At 59.1% G+C, this 18,555-nt stretch carries 16 protein-coding genes and 2 pseudogenes; 11 read left to right on the top strand and 7 right to left on the bottom strand.

Annotation, left to right across the window (positions count from 1 at the left end; all coding sequences use genetic code 11):
• Positions 1 to 308: 308 nt before the first annotated feature.
• Entirely contained in the window at positions 309 to 464 is a 156-nt protein-coding gene (locus tag NKH83_RS10210; protein WP_352483792.1) for a hypothetical protein, read from the bottom strand.
• 247 nt (positions 465 to 711) lie between these two features.
• Between NKH83_RS10210 and NKH83_RS10215 the strand changes: the two genes are divergently transcribed.
• The 3 genes and pseudogenes from NKH83_RS10215 to gmd all read left to right on the top strand — a co-directional run bounded on the left by NKH83_RS10215 (position 712) and on the right by gmd (position 3,074).
• Positions 712 to 960, top strand: coding sequence for a hypothetical protein (locus NKH83_RS10215; protein WP_352803754.1), 249 nt, complete (start codon positions 712 to 714; stop codon positions 958 to 960).
• A gap of 595 nt (positions 961 to 1,555) precedes the next feature.
• Positions 1,556 to 1,872: pseudogene (locus NKH83_RS10220) on the top strand (nodulation factor ABC transporter ATP-binding protein NodI); the annotation flags it as partial.
• Positions 1,873 to 2,003: 131 nt separating this feature from the next.
• Positions 2,004 to 3,074, top strand: a complete 1,071-nt coding sequence (gene gmd, locus NKH83_RS10225) for a GDP-mannose 4,6-dehydratase (protein WP_352479096.1) — start codon at positions 2,004 to 2,006, stop codon at positions 3,072 to 3,074.
• Between the two features lie 124 nt (positions 3,075 to 3,198).
• On the opposite strand, the pseudogene NKH83_RS10230 reads toward gmd, so the two are convergent.
• Positions 3,199 to 3,477, bottom strand: a pseudogene (locus tag NKH83_RS10230) (integrase core domain-containing protein); the annotation flags it as partial.
• A gap of 921 nt (positions 3,478 to 4,398) precedes the next feature.
• On the opposite strand from NKH83_RS10230, the gene NKH83_RS10235 reads away from it, so the two are divergent.
• From NKH83_RS10235 to dgt, 8 genes are all read left to right on the top strand, one after another.
• Complete coding sequence (locus tag NKH83_RS10235; RefSeq protein ID WP_023680062.1) at positions 4,399 to 4,671, top strand: hypothetical protein; 273 nt, start codon at positions 4,399 to 4,401, stop codon at positions 4,669 to 4,671.
• Between the two features lie 123 nt (positions 4,672 to 4,794).
• On the top strand, positions 4,795 to 5,493 hold the full coding sequence (locus NKH83_RS10240) for a thermonuclease family protein (RefSeq protein ID WP_352803758.1): 699 nt from the start codon (positions 4,795 to 4,797) through the stop codon (positions 5,491 to 5,493).
• Positions 5,494 to 5,746: 253 nt separating this feature from the next.
• A complete protein-coding gene (locus NKH83_RS10245; RefSeq protein ID WP_352803761.1) occupies positions 5,747 to 7,333 on the top strand; it encodes a hypothetical protein in 1,587 nt (528 codons plus the stop codon).
• Entirely contained in the window at positions 7,317 to 8,522 is a 1,206-nt protein-coding gene (locus NKH83_RS10250; protein ID WP_352803764.1) for a PAN domain-containing protein, read from the top strand. The genes NKH83_RS10245 and NKH83_RS10250 overlap by 17 nt, the downstream gene beginning before the upstream one ends.
• A gap of 417 nt (positions 8,523 to 8,939) precedes the next feature.
• Positions 8,940 to 9,272 carry a hypothetical protein gene (locus tag NKH83_RS10255; protein WP_352530888.1) on the top strand — a complete coding sequence of 111 codons (333 nt, stop codon included), beginning with the start codon at positions 8,940 to 8,942 and terminating at the stop codon, positions 9,270 to 9,272.
• A gap of 363 nt (positions 9,273 to 9,635) precedes the next feature.
• The gene (locus NKH83_RS10260) at positions 9,636 to 10,808 is read left to right on the top strand and encodes a hypothetical protein (RefSeq protein ID WP_352803768.1); all 1,173 of its coding nucleotides are present in this window, start codon (positions 9,636 to 9,638) and stop codon (positions 10,806 to 10,808) included.
• A 244-nt stretch (positions 10,809 to 11,052) separates the two neighbouring features.
• On the top strand, positions 11,053 to 11,838 hold the full coding sequence (locus NKH83_RS10265) for an abortive infection family protein (protein ID WP_352547780.1): 786 nt from the start codon (positions 11,053 to 11,055) through the stop codon (positions 11,836 to 11,838).
• Positions 11,839 to 12,005: 167 nt separating this feature from the next.
• Positions 12,006 to 13,349 (top strand): dGTP triphosphohydrolase, encoded by a 1,344-nt coding sequence (dgt, locus tag NKH83_RS10270; RefSeq protein ID WP_352803772.1) that lies wholly within the window; start codon positions 12,006 to 12,008, stop codon positions 13,347 to 13,349.
• A gap of 588 nt (positions 13,350 to 13,937) precedes the next feature.
• On the opposite strand, the gene NKH83_RS10275 is transcribed toward dgt, so the two are convergent.
• From NKH83_RS10275 to trbL, 5 genes are read right to left on the bottom strand one after another with little or no spacing between them, the layout of a single operon-like run.
• The gene (locus NKH83_RS10275) at positions 13,938 to 14,210 is read right to left on the bottom strand and encodes a DUF2274 domain-containing protein (protein ID WP_352483803.1); all 273 of its coding nucleotides are present in this window, start codon (positions 14,208 to 14,210) and stop codon (positions 13,938 to 13,940) included.
• Positions 14,211 to 14,221: 11 nt separating this feature from the next.
• Complete coding sequence (locus NKH83_RS10280) at positions 14,222 to 15,439, bottom strand: TraB/TrbI/VirB10 family type IV secretion system protein (RefSeq protein WP_352803776.1); 1,218 nt, start codon at positions 15,437 to 15,439, stop codon at positions 14,222 to 14,224.
• 10 nt (positions 15,440 to 15,449) lie between these two features.
• Positions 15,450 to 16,478 (bottom strand): P-type conjugative transfer protein TrbG, encoded by a 1,029-nt coding sequence (gene trbG / locus NKH83_RS10285; protein ID WP_352803779.1) that lies wholly within the window; start codon positions 16,476 to 16,478, stop codon positions 15,450 to 15,452.
• Positions 16,468 to 17,199 carry a conjugal transfer protein TrbF gene (trbF, locus tag NKH83_RS10290; protein WP_352589295.1) on the bottom strand — a complete coding sequence of 244 codons (732 nt, stop codon included), beginning with the start codon at positions 17,197 to 17,199 and terminating at the stop codon, positions 16,468 to 16,470. The genes trbG and trbF overlap by 11 nt, the downstream gene beginning before the upstream one ends.
• Complete coding sequence (trbL, locus tag NKH83_RS10295; protein ID WP_352803781.1) at positions 17,200 to 18,522, bottom strand: P-type conjugative transfer protein TrbL; 1,323 nt, start codon at positions 18,520 to 18,522, stop codon at positions 17,200 to 17,202.
• Positions 18,523 to 18,555: the final 33 nt, after the last annotated feature.

Raw genomic sequence — 18,555 nt, forward strand, 5'->3', positions numbered from 1 at the left:
TGGTAGAGGCTGCGCGTGGGGCAGAAGAGCTCCTCAGCACTGCCTATCCTTATCTCTGTGACGCTCGCAAATCTTGACGCCGGGTACACTCGCTTCCGGTTTAAATTCAGCGTTCTCTAATGCGCCCGGCGACATGTGTAAAATTGATTGCGTGAATGTGGCCCATCCATGTGATGGATACTAAGGCGTTCCTTGACCATGAGCCTCTGCTGACGTGGGGCCGCGCTTTGCTAAGCGAAACAGCCGGTCGAGGCAGTCCACAAAGTCCCTTTTTCAAGTCCAATTCTTAACTGCCTCGACGTAACATGTCATTTGCGGGCGTTTCCTGAAGGACGGATGTGCAGGACCCGCCAGCCGTCGAATGTCAGGCGCAGGCCATCCACGTCATTTATGGCCATCATGGCGTCCGGTCCCATCGAAAGATGCGACACGGCGCCCTCTGACGCTTTCAAGTGCGCCAACATGGCGCAACTCCTGCCGGATAGCTTTCGAGCCGGCTGGACTGAGCGACTGGCACGCGATGCTGTGCGACGATGGCCGGGAGAGGAATTTTGGCGTCTGCAGCCATGTGGAGGATCGTTCCGACGGTTCTGCGGGTTCTCGGTGTCAGAGCGGACACCTGTGCGAACCCGCTCTCGTCCGTTTTCGACAGGCCCTTGAGGTTCATGACCCTGTTGTTCGCCGAGATCACCCGCCAGTTCAGCGATCCAGGTGAAGATCGGCACGCCTGTCGATGCGGCGATCATCGCCTCGGCCAGCGAAGATGATGAAGAGGGCCATTGGGTCAAGTACAAGCGCCGACCAGCGTTTCGTTGCTTCAAAGCCCATTTCGGTGCCTACGCCGATACGGCCCTTGTCGAGGAGATCGCCGTCACGGCGCCCACATCGAGGACGGCAACGCCGTTCCTGATGCTCTGCCCGACAATCCCGGCGAAGTGTTTGCCGACAGCGCCGAGATGATTGCCTCGGTAGGCGACGCGGTGCGCGCCAAGGGTGGAAGGCCGCGCATCGTCGCAACCGCTATGTGGGGGCGCGACGAGGCCGAAAGCTCGACGCCTGGAACCAACCGATCCACAGAATTTGTACTCGGATCGAGAAGATCTTCGGCACCTGTAGCCGGATGCGATGGCGAGGGCTGGCAAAGGCGGCCGTTCAAATTCGCCGCACTGCGATCGCCTACAGTATGAATCACAGTTTGATGGTCGCCTCGTCCCGCCCATCGTTGAAGCCCAGCCACCGTTTTCGGGCTAGCGCGCCCGAAATTCCTTGGAGGTCAATACGTAATGCCCTACCCGGCTTTTCGCCGCCGTCTCAGATGTGCGGTTCGCCCAAAGCCCCCGACTGCCACGAACTTTGTCTTCGCGCGGAGCGAAACCTCGCGCCCACGACTTTGTGCCGCCGATGGTGCCGCGCTGCCCTGTCAAACAATCCATTTTATGGATGCACCTCATCCAAACAATCGATTTCACTGATCAAACCAATTTCCATTAGAAGACGCTGAAGCAGGCAAAGATTACTTGGTCAGCGCAAAAGAGGGATGGTGGAGTTCTAGTGTGGGTTGGACCCGCATGCTCGCCATTTTATCTGGGAACTGCTACGTGCCCTGTTGGCGCAGGGCAATACGATTCCACTGGCCACCCACTTCGTGGAAGAAGCGGAGCGGCTGGGCAACCGACTGTGCGTGCTTGAGAACGGATGTAGAATCCCAGAAGGGCGTCCTAACTCGCTGATTGATGAGCAAATCGGGTGCGACGTGATTGAAATCTATGTCGCTCACCCCGTGAGCTGAGTTCGGCACTCAGGCCGCATGTGCGACTTAGGCAGGTTAGCGGCGAGACTCTGTTTTGCTATGCCTCGAAGCAGGAGCAGGTGTGCTCGCTGGCTGACACTGTCAATGACGAGCTCCGCGCCGCATCTGTCGAAATCCTACCATAGGGTATGAGGCGGGCCGCCGGTGTGGCGAGCCAGATTCGAAACTTCAACTACCATAGAGCAGGAAGAAAATGGGCGAGAACAGGAAAGTTGCTCTGGTTACGGGCATAACGGGACAGGATGGTGCCTATCTCACGCGTCTTCTGCTGGAAAAAGGCTACGTCGTTCATGGGATTAAGCGACGTTCCTCTTCCTTCAACACGGGTCGCATCGAAGACATCTACCAAGACCCGCACGATCCCGATCCGCGCCTAATTTTGCATTACGGTGACCTCACTGATGCGACTAATCTCATCCGAGTAGTTCAGGAATCCCAGCCAGACGAGATTTACAACTTGGCCGCTCAGAGCCATGTCCAGGTGTCGTTCGAAACGCCGGAATACACAGCAAACGCCGACGGTATCGGAACATTGCGACTTCTTGAGGCGATCCGCCTTCTCGGTCTGAAGGACAAGACCCGCTTCTATCAGGCCTCGACTTCAGAGCTCTACGGCCTCGTGCAATCCGTACCGCAGAACGAAACAACGCCCTTTTATCCGCGCAGCCCTTACGCCGCCGCCAAGCTCTACGCCTACTGGATCGTGGTCAACTATCGCGAGGCCTATGGTATCCATGCTTCCAACGGCATTCTCTTCAATCATGAAAGCCCACTGCGCGGCGAAACTTTTGTGACGCGCAAGATCACCCGCGCCGCCGCTGCTATCTACCTCGGCAAGCAGGACAAGCTTTATCTCGGCAATCTCGATGCTCAACGCGATTGGGGCCATGCGCGTGAGTACGTGCGTGGTATGTGGATGATGATGCAGCAGGATCAACCGGATGATTACGTGCTGGCGACGGGCAAGACGACCCCTGTCCGCCAATTCGTCGAATGGGTTTTCAAAGATGTCGGCGTCGAGCTCGAATGGCGTGGTGAGGGAGTCGACGAAAAGGGCTATGATGTCGAGACCGGCAGATGCCTAGTCCAGGTAGACCCACGCTACTTCCGCCCCACGGAAGTCGATCTTCTCCTGGGCGATGCCACCAAGGCGAAGGAGAAGCTCGGCTGGGTGCATGAGACATCCGTGCGCGAGCTCGCCGCGGAAATGGTGCGGGAAGACCTCAAGGTCATGCAGACATCGGTAATCATGAAGGAAGCATAATGTACGATCTGAAGGGAAAAGCCGTGTGGGTCGCGGGCCACAAGCATGGTGGGCAGCGCTGTTGTAGGCCGCCTCGCGTCTGAAGACTGCAAAGTTATGGCCGCCCTGACGTTTCCCCCAAATTTTATCCAGTCTTGAGTTCGTTTCCGCGGGTGGATTTGCCCTGATGGCCAGTGGACGCGACGGGTGCTGGCGCGGAGCGTTTCACGTTGCGCAGCGCGAGCGACCGTCGCGGGTTGAAGGTCGATGCACATTCGTTGGGTGTCTGCCATCCGATGTGCGAGTGCGGACGCGCGCCGTTGTAATCGGCGCGCCATACATTGAGCCTCGCGCGGGCCTGGGCCAGGGACGTGAACCGCGTCTCGTTGAGGAGTTCATCGCGAAGGGGGCCGTTGAAGCTCTCGCGTTAGGGTCCTAGCCAACCTCCGACTGTGAACTCGCGGAAGCGATTTACGGCAAGCGCACACAGCAGCTCGTCCACGGCGCTCGTACATGAAGTTTGGAAACTTATAATACTGGTACACACCTCCATGGGGGAACATTATCTCCATATCTCAGCGATTACCGGATAGCTATCTGCCTTCACCTACCTCGGCCTAGTGCAGAATCTTGGCCGAATGAACTCGGCGCTCTTGCTGCACACCAATGGTCCGTCCCGCGCGAAGTGCGATCATACCGCCGCAGCTTACCTTCAAATCCGGCACTGGCGAGGATCTAGATCCAAGCCGACGGCGCCGGGGATCAAATAAAAAGCCGCCGACCGAAGCCAGCGGGCTTGATTGGGATGGCCCGCGCGGACGGTCAAGGCTGCGCCGGCCGACCATGGCGGAGGGACCACCTTGGTCAACGGCACGGCCCGATGACGGCGTGCCGATGTACCACAACATGCGGCGAGATAGAGCCTTCCGGCGTCGCGGAAAAAAAGCCCGCCGGTTTTGAGCCAGCGGGCAAGTTCTGGAGTGGCTGAGATCAACCCAGCATCAGTCAACGACCGGCGGAAGGGTTGGTTGCAGTGGATGCCAGCTAGCCGCAGCATGCTGTGAATCGTAGCAAAGTGAAAAACAAAACTCTGGACTTCTAGGTCGGACTCGCCCCAATATTTGTTTGGGGGATTCACATGAAAATTGGAGCACTCATCGCAAGTGCAGCCCTGTGCGTCAGCGGCTGCTCTACGAGCGCTGTCGTGTCGGACAGCGATCTCACGGGAATGAATACCGTTGCGCTATGTCACGTTCTCGCCAGCAGCACGGACGAACAGTATCGTAGCAGGGTAGCGGCCCTTCTAGTGCGCAGGGGCGCAACAGCAGAGAAGTGCACCAGGCTTGTGCAAACCGACAATGCTGTCGCGACAGGCATAGCGATCGCGGCTGTCGGCGGCGCAGCTGTGGGTGTCGCTGCCAACAACGGCTATGGAGGCGGAACATATTACCGGCCACCGCCACCACAAACCTATGGCGTCGCGTGGGACCAATTCTATGGCCAGAACTACAGCGTTATCTGGCGCTGCCGCGACCGGTCCACCGGGCGGTTCCTTGACGATTACTATTGCGCCGGCCTGCCCATGGTCGACAGCGCATGGCCGGGCTGGTCGGCGTAGCGGATGAGCAGGCCATACCGCAAATATCGATCCAATCGGTGGCAGAGACCCACCGGTGCCAAGCTGTGGCGGCGCCAACTTGCGAGCGTGCCGGCAATGCTCGGTCTTACGGCAGCGGCGGCGGTGGCCGCCTTCCTGGCGCCGTCGGGCGCGCAACGTAGCGACGATGCATCAAAGGCCAGCCCACGAAGGGCGGCGCCGGCCTCGCTTACCGGTGTCGCTTCCGTCATTGAAGGCGATACGATCGAAATCCACGGCCAGCGCGTCCGTTTCAACGGCATCGACGCGCCAGAGAGCTGGCAGCTGTGCCGCGATGCGAATGGCGCCGAGTATCCTTGCGGCCGGCGATCGGCCGAAGCGCTGTACACATTCCTGGCCGCGTCGAGGCCGCTCGAATGCACATTCGTAACGTGGGACCGCTACCACCGCTTTGTCGGCGATTGTCGGCGCGCCGACGGCGCGGGCGTGGCCGCCTGGATGGTCGAGCACGGCCAGGCGCTGGATTGGCCTCACTACAGCCAGGGCGCCTATGCGGGGCAGCAGGCGCAAGCCCAAGCCTCAAAGATCGGCCTGTGGGCCGGGACGTTTCAGGCACCCTGGGAATGGCGCGCTGCGCACGCCGACGGCGCGGCGCCATCGACTCGCCCGCTGGGCATCATCAGCCGTAAGCTGGTCGCGCAGAGCGGCTATTCTTGCGAGCCGCGGAGAACGTGCAAGCAGATCGGTTCCTGCGACGAAGCCAACTGGTACCTGCAAAACTGCTCATGGGGCGGAAAACTCGATCGCGACAAGGATGGGATCCCATGCGAAACACTCTGCTAGCTGAAATGTAACGGAGTAAGCGCTACGGCCTGTTCGGCTTTCCGCTTACACCGATCCAACGAAGACCATGCATGGGCGACGCGGTCTGCTAACCCCATTTTTTGACGAGGTATTCTATATTCTATATCTGAAGGGCAGAAAAAGTTATTGGGACAATAGAGAGAAGACGCCTTAACTAAGACTTTCAAAACCGTTAAGTGTATGCTGGCAGGCGATCAAGGCGTGATGTTGCCCTGTCGGGGGGGCGAGTAAAATGCAGACTGTGATGAGTCAAAAGCTGGCAAGCTATGGCCAGTGGACCTACCGTGGTGCCTGGGCCCTAGAGATTGCGGCCGCAGCGATTGGTCTTACGACAGGTGTAGCATTAGGCGTACAAGCGTTTTCTGCAAGCGAGTCTGTCACTGCAATGGACTTGACGCTCGCCAGTGCACCCTTTCTCATGGTGGCAATCGCGGAGCTCACCAAGATACCGATAGCTACACTGCTTTTCAGCGCGTCTTGGCTCTGGAAGCCCATAATCTTGGTCTTCCTCCTGATTCTTGCAGGCATCACTTTCGAAACTGTCTTTATGGGGATGGAGAGGGCAGGCGCATTGCGTCAGCTGCGTTATGAGGAGCTCGTAAACAAGATTGATGCCCTTGAACAGGAAGCGACAAAGCTCGCCTCTGCCGACGAACTTGGCCGAAAATCCGATCAGGTCGAACAAGCGCGTTCCGAAATTGAGCAGCTTGCGTCTCTTGCGGAAAAATCCCGGGCGACCTTTCAGTCGCAGATTGCCGAGGTCAATGCTGAATTGGAGGGAACGACCGCCCTTACTCCAGAAGCGTCGCGCGTTCGCGACCAAGTGGAGGAAAAAAGCGCGGTTCGATTGGCGTTGATTCAGCAGCGCGACGGCGAAGCAAAGGAAGCCGTTGATCAGTTCGAGCGTCAACGCGACAGCTTTGTTGAACGTATCAAGATGGCGCGCGATTCCGGCGATAGCGACTCGGCACGCCGGCTAGAATCAGAAGTGGCGAAACTTGCTAATCCACGCACTAAAATTATAGCCAAGTTCGACACTCAGATAGAGCCGCTCGACCAAGAGGTCGCCGCCCTGCGTGCAGGTTTCGATCGTTTGCGGGCAAGCAGCCCTCCTATGACTGCCGACCAGAGGCAAAAACTTATGGATAGACGCTCGACGTTGGAACAGACGCGCGACAGTGATGCCGGGGCTTGGCAGCGCCGATTGGATGACGCTGGCAAACGGCTCGCAGAAGCGCAGGCCGCTGAGGCCAACAAGGCAAACATCTCGGCCCAAAACCAGGTCAGACAAGACCTGATTGCCAAGGAACTCAGCGGTTTGGAGAAGGAGCGGATCCCCATGGCGCGAACCGATCAGGTCCGGCGTATTGCCTCACGATGGTACGGGAGCAAACCGGAGTTAGTCACCGAAGCGCAAGCGGGAAAAATCTCTGTAATTTGGTTTGGGTCCCTCGCGCTCATCGCCGCACTCGCGGGACCAATCACGGCAATGGTGGCACTCGCTCTCCAGCGAATTGCCGCCCGAGAAGAGGATAATTCGAAGAGCAAGTTTTCCACACTGCTTCGCAGAATGCTTTTGAGTTGGCGCTGGCGGCGGGTTCGAACGGTCGAGGTACCGGTCGAAGTTACGGTAGAGAAAGAGGTTGAGAAGAGGGTAGAGGTGCCTGTCGAAAAAATCGTCAAAGAGATCCTCTACGTTCCGCTCTTCACCGACGACCCCGAAGTTCTTCGAAAAGCCCTGGACCAAGATTTGCCGCCTGAGGTCGCTGATCTCGTGACTGTATCAATGAAGGACCGCAAAAGTGCTCGTCAGGCATAACACCACGCTGCTTGAACAAGCCGTCGATCTCGCCGTCAAGAGGTCGGCAATTCCGACCCTGCAAGCTCAAGCCGCGGCTCAAGAGAAAACAGCTCGAGCGACCGCCATTCGCCGAATGGCGACAGGCGGGGCCATTGCAGTGGCGGCAGTCGGGATTGGGCTGGGCATCAAGCTTGGTCTCTGGGATAAGAACGTCCCCGAGCCAGTGATGTTGCCGAGGGTGGAGCAGCCGAGCGCGCGCACAGTCCCCAACGATGATCCCGCACCTATTCCGATTCCAACTCCAAAGCCTGCGCCGGAAGAAACGCCACGGGCTGATGTGCCTGCCAAGCCTGACGTGGTGACGGTCGACTTCAACAAGTTCGCCACCAAGAATGTAGAATTCCAAGGCAGCACCTGGGAGCTTATCTCGGGCCACCACTTCAAGGATGAGAACGACGAAACCTGGGACCGGGCTTGGTGCTATTCTCGCCGAAGTGTAAACGGCGTCGAAGTGAACGTTTCGTTGGCGACTCGATCTGCCCCGAGCTCGCCTCCCATCGGACCCGGCGCTGCCGTTCAAACGCTCCAGCTGATCGGTCTCAATGATTCGTCGGCTGTTGATCTGGCAACAAAGTGTGCGTGGCTGGATGGTCGCACATTTGCGTCATCAGACGTCATTCGTGACCAGTCTCGAGAACAAGCTAGTGCGTTACCCATACAAACTCCTGCACCTAGTGTCGATCCAGATAGCGGATTTGTGGTCGTGGCAGGGTGGGACGCGATCGGAAACGACCTGCCCGATATGCCAATGAGAAACGTGAGCTCCGAACAGTGTCAAAGTGCCTGCGACAGAGACTTCAAATGTTTGGCGGTTACCTACAACACGAAATTCCAAGCTTGCTTTATGAAAGGGGACGCATCGCTCTTGGTCAAAAGCGAAGAGTCCATCATGGCTGCCAGGAAGGTCGTCGAGGGCAATTTGCGCTACTCAAATTTGGTGTTCGCCATCAAAACGGAAATTTCTGGCAATGCCTATTGGACCTCTCCGCTCCGATATCCCGACTGCATATTGCAGTGCGCAAACGACAAATCCTGCTTAGGCTTCAATTTCCGGAAAAAAGAAAGTGCGTGTGTCCTTTTCAACAGCATAACCCAATCCGCTGATAACGCAGCGGTCGCATCTGGCGTTAAGAGCGTCGCCAACTAAAGTTGAAGCAAAGCACCTATCCTCAAGGAGCGATTGAAGCCAGGCCACTTGTCAAAGAAGTGGGTAGCAAAATTCCACGATAACCTTGGGGTTAGCGGCAGGAATGTTCTTCGACCAAGCTCTAACAGAACGCAAAGTGGGGCCTACTGAGGCATCTCAGAGAAAGAATTGTCGTCGGCGCATTGCGGACACCGTCTGACTGAATGTCAAAATTTGCCGTTTCCTGCCCGGAAGGTTCCAAGCGGCGCTGACCGGTTAGCTGCCCTTCACCTAAGTCGGATGCTGCCGACTGGTCCCGGTCCATTGTCGTCATTCGACGCAACTTTCAGGCGACTTCCAGCTCGACCAAAGGCACGCGACCGATTGACTGTCTCGCGACGCTGATCCACCACTGCGATTACAATAGGGAGGACGACCATGGCGACCATTTCGATCAGCATTCCCACCGACCATGCCGGCGAGTTTCGGCAACTCTGGAAGGAGCTCAGGCTCGCTGACGCGCTCGATCTCCAAAATGATCTGGGTGATCCAATCGAGGTCGGCAACTTCGACGGTGCGAACCTTGTCCAGTGGGTCGTGGAGCTGAAGCCGATTCTGGTGCCGCTAGTGACTGCCTCGCTTACCTATCTGATCACATCGCGTGGCGAATTCGAATATGAAAAAGATGGCGAGAAGGTCCGCTTCAAGAATCTCAAGCCGTCGCAGGTAAAGGAGATCCTCGCGCTGCTCGACGCGCGCGACAAGCACTGAACCATGATCCCTCGTCCGGCTTGGCAGATAATCAAGCAGCGCCTCGGCCGCACGCCGGCAGGACGCGTTACCGCCTCCCATCGCGCTGCGCTCCATCGCCTGCGCGGTTTCCTTGCGAACCACTATTCCTGGACGCTCCACCATTTCGCCTTGGTGCCAATCAGCACTATGCAATGGTCGAGTGTCGTGATGAGCTATGAGGGTGTGCATGTCGCCTTCGTCGACATCGAGCAGGCCAATGCGCTCGAGCTACTGCTTTTGCGTGGCTTCTGGGGCGAACGACCTATCATCTCACATGTAGAATTCCTTATCCGGGCGGCCGAGGCGCTCTATGACGACGGCGATCTTGCGCTTGCCGCCGCGATGACCGAGCGCGCCAATGCGCGTCTCGCCGCTTACAGCGCAGATCAGGGGGCGGGCAATGTCGTCCCCCGGCCCAAATATTTCGATGAGCAGCTCGTCGCTATCTTGGAAGCTCAATTGCTCCTCAGCTTCATCGCCGGCCACGAGGTCGCGCATATTCTGCAACAGGTCGAGGATGCGCCATCCTTCGAGATGTTCGCCTGGATTGCGAACCGATATCAAGAACTCCGCTTCGACAACAGCGGGGATGGTCCCAAGCGCGAACGCTTCCTCCTGCCCGAGACACTCCAGAAGTTCGACGACAATGGCCGGCCCAATGGCGTCGCCACACTCGGCAGCAAGATGGGGCGGCGGATGCACGCGATGATATCGCGGCTGATTAGTGAGATCCAGGCTGACGGGCTCGGCCTGCTCGCAGCAAGCGATGCTGCGATCGAAGCCAACATCCCGGCGGATACGTTGTTCCGAATTCTTTTCATGGCACTCGAATACACCGAAATGCTGATGATGCTGCGCCGGCTGCTCCCGCGTCTGCCGCGCGGCATGAAACGTGCAGCGATCGCCTATGAAGGCACCAACCTATTTGCCCGTCAGCTGATGCTAGTGCGACTAGTGCGCGGCATTCGCGACGGCGAGACTCTGGTTCCGAAGCCGATTCGCGCCTTCTGGAAAAGCTTCGATCCCGCGGTGCTCAAGCATTACGAGACGCTCGGGCGCGAAGGGCGGCTCGAGCAATATGGATTGCGATCAGCGGTCGCGGCCCGTGGCGGAATCGAAGTCGGCCTATTCGGCGCACTCGGCCAGCACGTGCCGGCAGCGGAGCGTATCAAAAAGCTGGGGCCGCTGCTGGCAGGTGGGCTGATAGTCGCCGAAGCGCATCGGGGGTTCGACGAAGCCTACTACCGGGCGGACGAGCATTTCGCCTGGGGCGGCGCTGAGGCTGAAGCCGACCCAGTTTTGATGGGCTTTGCCCATGCCCTTCAGGATATGGCCGAACTCGTGGCGACTGAGACGCGGCCCAAACACTATTTTAGCCGAGCCAGCGTGCTGCGCGACGGCAGCGATGCAGCCTTCGTGGAATTTCTGCGCTCGACGCGCTCGCAAGTTTTCCGGACGGAGATCAATCCCAACTGGATGGCCGGGTTCGAGGAAATGCTGCGATCGTACCCATGACGCCGTCGTTGATACGTCGCGGCCGGGAGAAGATGGCTCCTGTGGGATCGAAGACGGGCTGGCGGCTCTCAGCGTCAGAGCAGCCGATAGCAGACGTTTAAGCCCGACGCGACGGACGTCGTAAGTTAGACCCGAGGTAGATGATTGCTTCTTCCGCGGCTCGCGACGAAGCAGATGCCGGGAAAGACTTCAGAACAGACCGTGCGACCTTGCGACCAGTCCCAACCCCGCCTAAGCATCGTCCATGATGTCACGCACCTACGAGCAGCTGATCCCTAGACGCCTACGCGATCCGTTCGAGAAGTCGCTCGCTCTGGATACTGGTTACGTCCTTGATTTTAACGACCGAACCTTTGCAGACTTCTTCTTCGAAGAGTTGGGCATCGACACCTCTGTCTCGAACCTCTTCGACGGCAGGGGAACGTCCAAGGCGAAGCGGCTCCGTTCGTTCATCGAAAGGGCGCCGGCGGGCGTAGTTGCGAAGGCGCTGCGCGAGCTATGGGAGTATCGCGAGTCCTTGTCGTGGCCGGGGGTCGGCATCAGAGACAGCTACTTTGCCGTTGTCGCGATATTTGAAGGCGCAAGCGATCACATCGACGCATCAGCATTTGAGGCGTTCGAACCTAGTCAAACATTGGACGAGCTCATTGCGGCGATCCGTCGTGATCTCGATGCGAAAAAGCCCCAAGCGGCGCTTGACCGTCTGCATACCTACTGCATGAAGCGGTTCGCTTCACTCGTGCGCAAGCATGGTGGTGGCGAGTGCGGGGAGAACGATGCGCTGCACGCCAGAGCTGGTCGATACGTTAAACTGCTTACTGCGCAGCGCAACCTGACCGAGATGTCGGAGCGCATAATCAAAAGCTCAATCAGCGTTCTCGAGTCGTTCAACACGATTCGGAACAACAAATCATTGGCACACGACAATCCCGACCTGATCCAACCCGATGAAGCGCGCTTCATCTTCGATAGCGTTGCTGCACTTCTGCGGTTCATCAAGGCGGTCGACGGTCGGTCGTTCGAGGACTGATCGGGGGCCGGGAGCGGTCTGCCGGCTTCAGCTCTGTTGCATCAGAAGCGGACTTCAGATCCGCGTCTGGACGATCGTCCACCAACCGCCGGATCCAGACATTCGCTTGGCGACCCTCTCAGCACAAGCTACTGATTTAAGCGCATTTGGAATTTGGGGCCAACAAAATGGAATGGGAAAAACTGCTGTGCAGCGAACGACTTGGCGACAAGCACTACGAGCCCAAGCTGAACCGTTCGATCTTCGTTCAGGATCATGACCGCATCGTTTTCTCTGCGCCATTTCGTCGGCTGGCCAACAAGACCCAAGTGCAGCCTCTTTACGAGCATGATCACGTGCATCACCGTCTGATCCATTCCGTCGAGGTCAGCAGCGTCGGACGATCGTTAGCTATGCGAATCGGTAGTTGGCTTGAGGAGACGCACCGGATCGCCAGCGGCGAGTCCAACAGCCTAGCGAACATCGTTCAGGCAGCGTGCGTCGCCCACGACATTGGCAACCCTCCCTTCGGTCACTCCGGAGAAGCGGCGATGGGTGACTGGTTCGCGGAGAAGTTCAACGATGCCAAAGGGGTGATGGCAGAGATAGAGAAGCAGCACCGCACCGAGTTCATGAAGTTTGAAGGGAATGCGCAGGGGTTTCGAATTGTTGCCCGGCTCGAGATGTACCGCAACGACGGCGGCATGCGACTATCCAAGGCGACACTTGGGGCGTTCACCAAGTACCCGGTCACTTCTGCCGCTCGCGAGAGTGTCGTCGCCAGAGGAGTTGCGCCATATGTCGGTCTCAAGAAGTTCGGCATCTTCCGTTCCGAACTCGAGCTGTTCAAGGACGCAGCGGCTTCGCTGGGACTCCCCGAGGAAGGGGCCCGAGCCGGGAACTGGTGGCGGCGACATCCCTTGGTCTTCATCGTCGAAGCCGCAGATGATATCTGCTATAACATCGTCGATCTTGAGGACGCTTTCACGACCGGGGAGCTCCCATTCGACACGGTCAGGGACCTGCTACACGAGGCTGCCAACAACCCTAATCGCGACGTGAGCGGCCTTAACCAGGCCGAGCACATCGCATTGCTGCGGGCTTTGAGCATTAATGTCGCAGTTGAGAGCTGCGTCCAAGCCTTCAAAGCCAACTACGACGCCATCATGGGCGGCACGTTCTCTAATTCCCTAGCCGATACCGGATCCATGGTTTCCGTCTTCGCTAAAATGAAGGCCCTTTCTCGTGACCAGGTATTCACCGCCCGGAGAAAGACCGAGTTGGAGGTGTCCGGTCGGCGCGTTATTGGCAATGTCATGTCAGGTGTGCTTCCCCTATTTGAGAATCTTGCCAACGCCAGGTGGGATCAGGAGAAGCTCTCCGACCATAATCGGCAACTCGTCAGGGCCCTCGATCTAGACTTGCGGAACATTGCCAATGCCGAGCAAGCGCTACACGCCCTTGCCGACTTCACGTCGGGGATGACCGATCGATATGCCGTGAGGATCGCCAGGATGCTCACCGGCATATAGGCGACGACAGGCGCGCGTCATATCTGTGAGCGACGAAGATCTTCGACCGATCATTCCACCGGCGCCGTTGGCGGTCGAATAGGTCCTGGAGGGAGCAGAAGAAATGTTCGCTAACGGACCGCCACACCCGATCCGAGCATGGCGTCCGCCTTCATTCGATCATGGGACGTGTGCGAAATTTCTGCTTGCAGGACGCCAAAATGGCAGAAGCGGACACGCGCCCGACCCGGTGAGCGGCGCAAGAGAGCTAACGCTTCTGATCATCGCCAAAGCTCCTGTCGCTTCGCTTGGAAACTCGTCGGTAGAATTGGTCGGATTCGCGACGTCGCCTAGGAGCTTTGCCGGCATCCTCTCAAGGCAGCAGTTCGGGCGAACCCAGTCTGAAGCGCGCTATCAGTGAATGAATGGCTGCTTTTGGGCAAGGCGACCATCACTTCGAACAGCCGATATTGGGCGCAGAGCCGGCATTGGTTCGGGGCAGATCAGCTCGTCTATTGTGCCCTATGTTTCGGCTTGTCGCCGGCAAATTGCTTCAATGCATTTGCCCGCCTAAAAAGGTGCCCCCTCGGACTCACTGGTCGCTGTCACTTATTCGGACCCTGAAATTGGCTGCCGCCGCGATTTCTCTGACTTGTCGACGACAGGGAGCCCTTCCTTTCTGGCCTTGGCAAACGCTCGATCGCTCTCCAGGAACTCCGCCAGCATGAACGGGATCAGTTCCGCTACCGATTCGGACTCGCCATAGGTCTGACGATAAAGCGCCGCATAGTCCTTCAGTGCTTGGTTCATGTCTGCACTTACGCTTATGGTGATCTTCGAAGGTGTCCGATCCGGAAGTTTGCCGAGTTTCAGATTGGTCATGATGACTCCAGTCAATCCGGGTACGGCCGCAGCACAAGATCCTTGTGCACGATGACGCGCAGTGGCCAACCGGGCCGGACAGTGATGGTGGGTTGGATATTGAGGTTCTTCTCGGTGATGCGCTGGCCAGCTCGACCGACGTTCTGCTGAGCGGATTCTCGGATTGCTTTGACCAGGTCGCTTTCGTCTTCCCCGAGGCTCAGCTCGGTGCCGACCCCTAGCAACGTGGCCAGCGCAACGCCTTTCATCAGCTGCCAGGTGTGGAAATCCACCTTGTCCTCAAGCCCGGCATAGCCGGCGGTGTCCGTCGCCGGCAGATTGTCGATTTCGATCGAAGAGCCGTCGGGCAGCAGTATCCGTTGCCAGACCAGCAGCGCGCGCCTTTGTCCAAAGGCAACAACGCTGTCATAGGTGCCAATCAGGCGAGAGCCTTGCGGAATGAGCAAGGTGCTGCCGGTGACTGTGTCGTGCACATTCTCGGTGACCTGTGCGACGACGAGGCCGGGCAAGTCGGAATTGATGCCAGTGATCAGGCTCGCTGCGATGACGCTGCCGGCCATCAGCTGATACGGCGAAGCCGGCGTCTGCAGTGCATGCAGATTGTAGATTCCCCTTGTATTCCGCTGGCTGACAAAATCGAGCTTGCGCTGTTGGTTGTTCTGGTCACCCTCTGCCGGTGCCACGGAAGCTCGCGCGCCTTCGGTATCTGGCTGCGGAGACGCCCCCTCAAAGGGTGGACGCCCGCCCTGCCCGTTGCCGGCGGCATCCGTTAGCCGGGGTCGATTTTCGATCCGGAAGAAGACTTGCGATTCGCGCGCCTCGATCGCCTGCTGTGCAAGGCGCTGCTCCTCCGCCGAAACCTCCTGGCCCGGCGCGATGCCCAGCTGGCGTTGGTGCTCAAGGATGGGGCGGCCGAGGTCGCCGGGCAGCGGTGGTCCAAGCGCCGGAGGCTTGGGCTTGATCCCGGAATAGTCCTTAGGCAGCCTTTCAATTGCCTCCGCGGTTGGCTTCCGCTCAGTGTTGTAAAGCTCTTCAGCCTGCTCTTTGATGCGCAGCGCCGGTCCCTGCAGCGCCATCATGGTGACGCCTAGAACGCTGCCGGAACCAACAGCAGCAATGGCGACAATAATGCCGCGCTTGAAGCGCACAGCGCGGCGAGGCGAGGCCCGCAGCTGCAGCTGTTCTGGATCGAGTTTCGGTGGAGCATCGGAGCGGGAAGTATCCGTCATGGGCCGTCCCTCACCTGCTGGAACGCGAAAAGAGCAATATCCGCCTCGGCGCTTGCCTGCCGTCGGTCCTCGTGATGCGCACCACCTGCTGCTGCTTGGCGCCGAGGCGCAGTTCGGCTGCGGCGAAGAGGCGATCGACGATGTAATAGTTGCCCCGTATGCGGTAGTTGACGAGCTGGTTATCCCCGTCAGCACCGACGATGAAGAGCGGCGGAGCCTCGCCCTGATCGATGCGGCGCGGAAACTCGATATAGACCTTGCTGCCATCATCGAAGGCGCGCGTCGGCCTCCAGGGCGGCATGTCGCCCGTAATCGAATAGCGGAAGCGAATATTTTCGAGAGCCACATTCGACGCCACTGGCATAGCAGCCTCGGCCTGCGCATTGCGCCGGCGTAGCGCGATGATCTGGTCCTCGCTGTAGGTCCAGGAGATCGCCGCCATGGCGGTCTTATCCGTGCTTTGAAGCTGCAGGTGATAGCTTCGCCGGTCCGTGGTGATCACCAGATTGGTGGCAAGTCCTGGTGCGAAGGGCTTCACCAGCACATGGGTGCGCTGGTCATCGGCGGAGCCACTGACGGTGTCGCCAATTACCCAGCGCACTGTATCGCCGGCCGACACGGATTGGAGTTTCTCGCCTGACTGCAGAGCGATATCGCTGACGCGCTCCGGTGCGGCATAGAGCTGGTAGAGCGCGCCTTCGGCAAAGGGGTAAACCTGCACCGCATTCACATAGCCATATTTGGTGGGTTGCTGCGTCGCCGCCTTGTTGGCATCGGCGACACGTTCTTCAGGCGAGCGCTTGTCTTCAGCAGCCTTGCCCGGCTCGGGCTGCAACTGGCCGGGCAGCGGCAGCGGTTTCGGCACTTCCACGACCTTGACGGGCTTCTCCGGCGCCTTCTCGATTGCCGCCGGTTGGAACTTGGCAGCATCATAGGAAATCTGAGGTGGCGGCACCGGCTTCGAGGCACAGGCGGAAATGACCGCAGCCGACGCAGACAGGATCAGCGCAGTGCGGAGCGACGAGAGTCTATTTATCATTGGCGGGCTCCTTTGGGGGAACGGAAGTTTGCGCGGCACTGTCGAGCTCGCGCGACCAGTCGATGGCGTTGATGAAGACGCCGAGCGGGTTTTTGCGCAGCTGATCGGCATTGTTCGGCGGCCGGATCACAATGGTGAGGATCCCGGTCCAACGCGTTGTGCTGGCGAGGCTGCCGCGCTCAAAGACCTGCTCGGTCCATTTGACTTGATAGGAGCTGTCGGACGCTCGAACCACGCTCGTCACCTGCACCGAGACGCTGCGCGTGCCGATCTTGCCGAACGGGTCGTTGGCCTTAGCGTACTCGTTGAGAAAGAGGGCTCCACGGTCGGTGGCGAAGTCGTAGGCCGAGAGCCAATTCTGCCGCACCAGCACCGCATCGGTGGAAACAGAGCGGACATTCTGGATGAAGCGGCCGAGATGCCAGGCGATCTGGGCATCGGTGGGCTCGTAGTCCCGGATTGCTGGAGCGACGGCGCGCGCCTCGCCGAAACGATCTACCTCGACGACATAGGGCACGACGCGGCCCTGCATCGACTGCCACAAGAGTCCACCAGAGAGCCCGGTGGCCAGAGCGAGGCAGCCGAAGGCCATCAGGCGCCAGTTCCTTGCCTGCACGCGCGCTGTGCCGATGCGCTCGTCCCAAAGTTGGGCGGCCTTCTGGTATGGTGTGACGGGGTGGGGCGTCTTCCCGTAGCGTTGAACAGGTCGCTTGAAGAGCATCTAGTCTTCCTTGTCATTGAGAGAGGGGTTGGCGCCGCTTCCACCCCGATCGCCATCACGGACGGCCTGCGTGGCGGCATGGCGATGGGCGCGCGCGGTCTGTTCGGAACGCAAGCGCCTCGCCCACGCCGGCGCGGCATTGGCACCTGACGCGGCAGGGTTTCCGGTCATTGATGCGGTCGGCGTGCCGCCCGTCGCGGTCCAGGCGGCATCGCGGCCGGCATCGGCGCTGCGCCGGAATGGTTCTGTTGCAGATCGCATTCCCCGAATCGCGGCGCCGCCAGTTGCGCCGGCAACGCCCTGCAGTCCAGCAGCTACGCCGGAGAGGCCGGACTCGGGCGATGTTGCACGCCTCATCTGCCAAGCTGTGGAAGCAGCCGATCCCATGGCCGTGCCGGCTCGAACGGCGGCGAGACCGCCGCCGGTTGCCATGCGCGCGCCGGCAAGCGCCGCACCTCCGGCAACGAGCGTTGATCCGGCGGCTGCCGCGGTGGTTCCGAGTGCGGCTCCCGCGCCAAGCTGCGGCGCGCCGGAAACAAGACCCGAGGCAATTCCCGGTCCGAAAATGCCGAGCCCAAGCAGCGCCAACGCGCCCAGTACCTGTGACATGGCTGCGGCCAAGTCCGGCTCCTTGCCTTGCAGCGCGGAAGCGAACTCGCCGAAGAGCGTGGAGCCGATGCCGACGATGACAGCAAGCACCATGACCTTAATGCCCGACGAGATCACATTGCCGAGCACGCGCTCGGCCAGAAACGCCGAGCGGTTCCAGAGCGCGAAGGGCACCAGAACAAAACCGGCCAATGTGGTGAGCTTGAACTCCAGGATGGTGATGAAAAGCTGGATGGAAAGAATGAAGAAGGCGATGAGGACCAGAAACCAGGCGAGAAGCAGCACGAAGATGGTCAGCGCGTTGCCAAAGATCTCGGGGAAGCCGACTAGCTGGCTCGCTTGATTGAGCAGCGGCCAGGCGCCCTCGAAGCCGGCCGCGGCAATGCGGCCTGGCCGCAGGAGACTGTCGGCGGACAGATTGCCGGCCGATGCGTTGATGCCGAGCCCGGCAAAGGAATGGTAGATGATGTCGGCGAGGTTCTTAAAATTATTCAGGATGAAGGCGAAGGCGCCGACATAGAGCACTTTTCGGACAAGCCGGCCAAGAACATTGGGCTCGCCGCCGAACGCCCAGACCAGGCCTGCCAGCGTGATGTCGATGCCGATCAGGATGGTGGTGAGAAAGGCGACGTCGCCCGAAAGCAGACCGAACCCGCTATCAATATAGCGGGTAAAAGTCTCCATGAAGCGATCAATGACGCCGAGGTCATTCATGTCGCCGCCTTCCTCGTTGTCTTGAAGAACTGC

Origin of the sequence: Mesorhizobium sp. M0909 (assembly GCF_040319515.1) — a bacterium.
Taxonomy (GTDB): domain Bacteria; phylum Pseudomonadota; class Alphaproteobacteria; order Rhizobiales; family Rhizobiaceae; genus Mesorhizobium.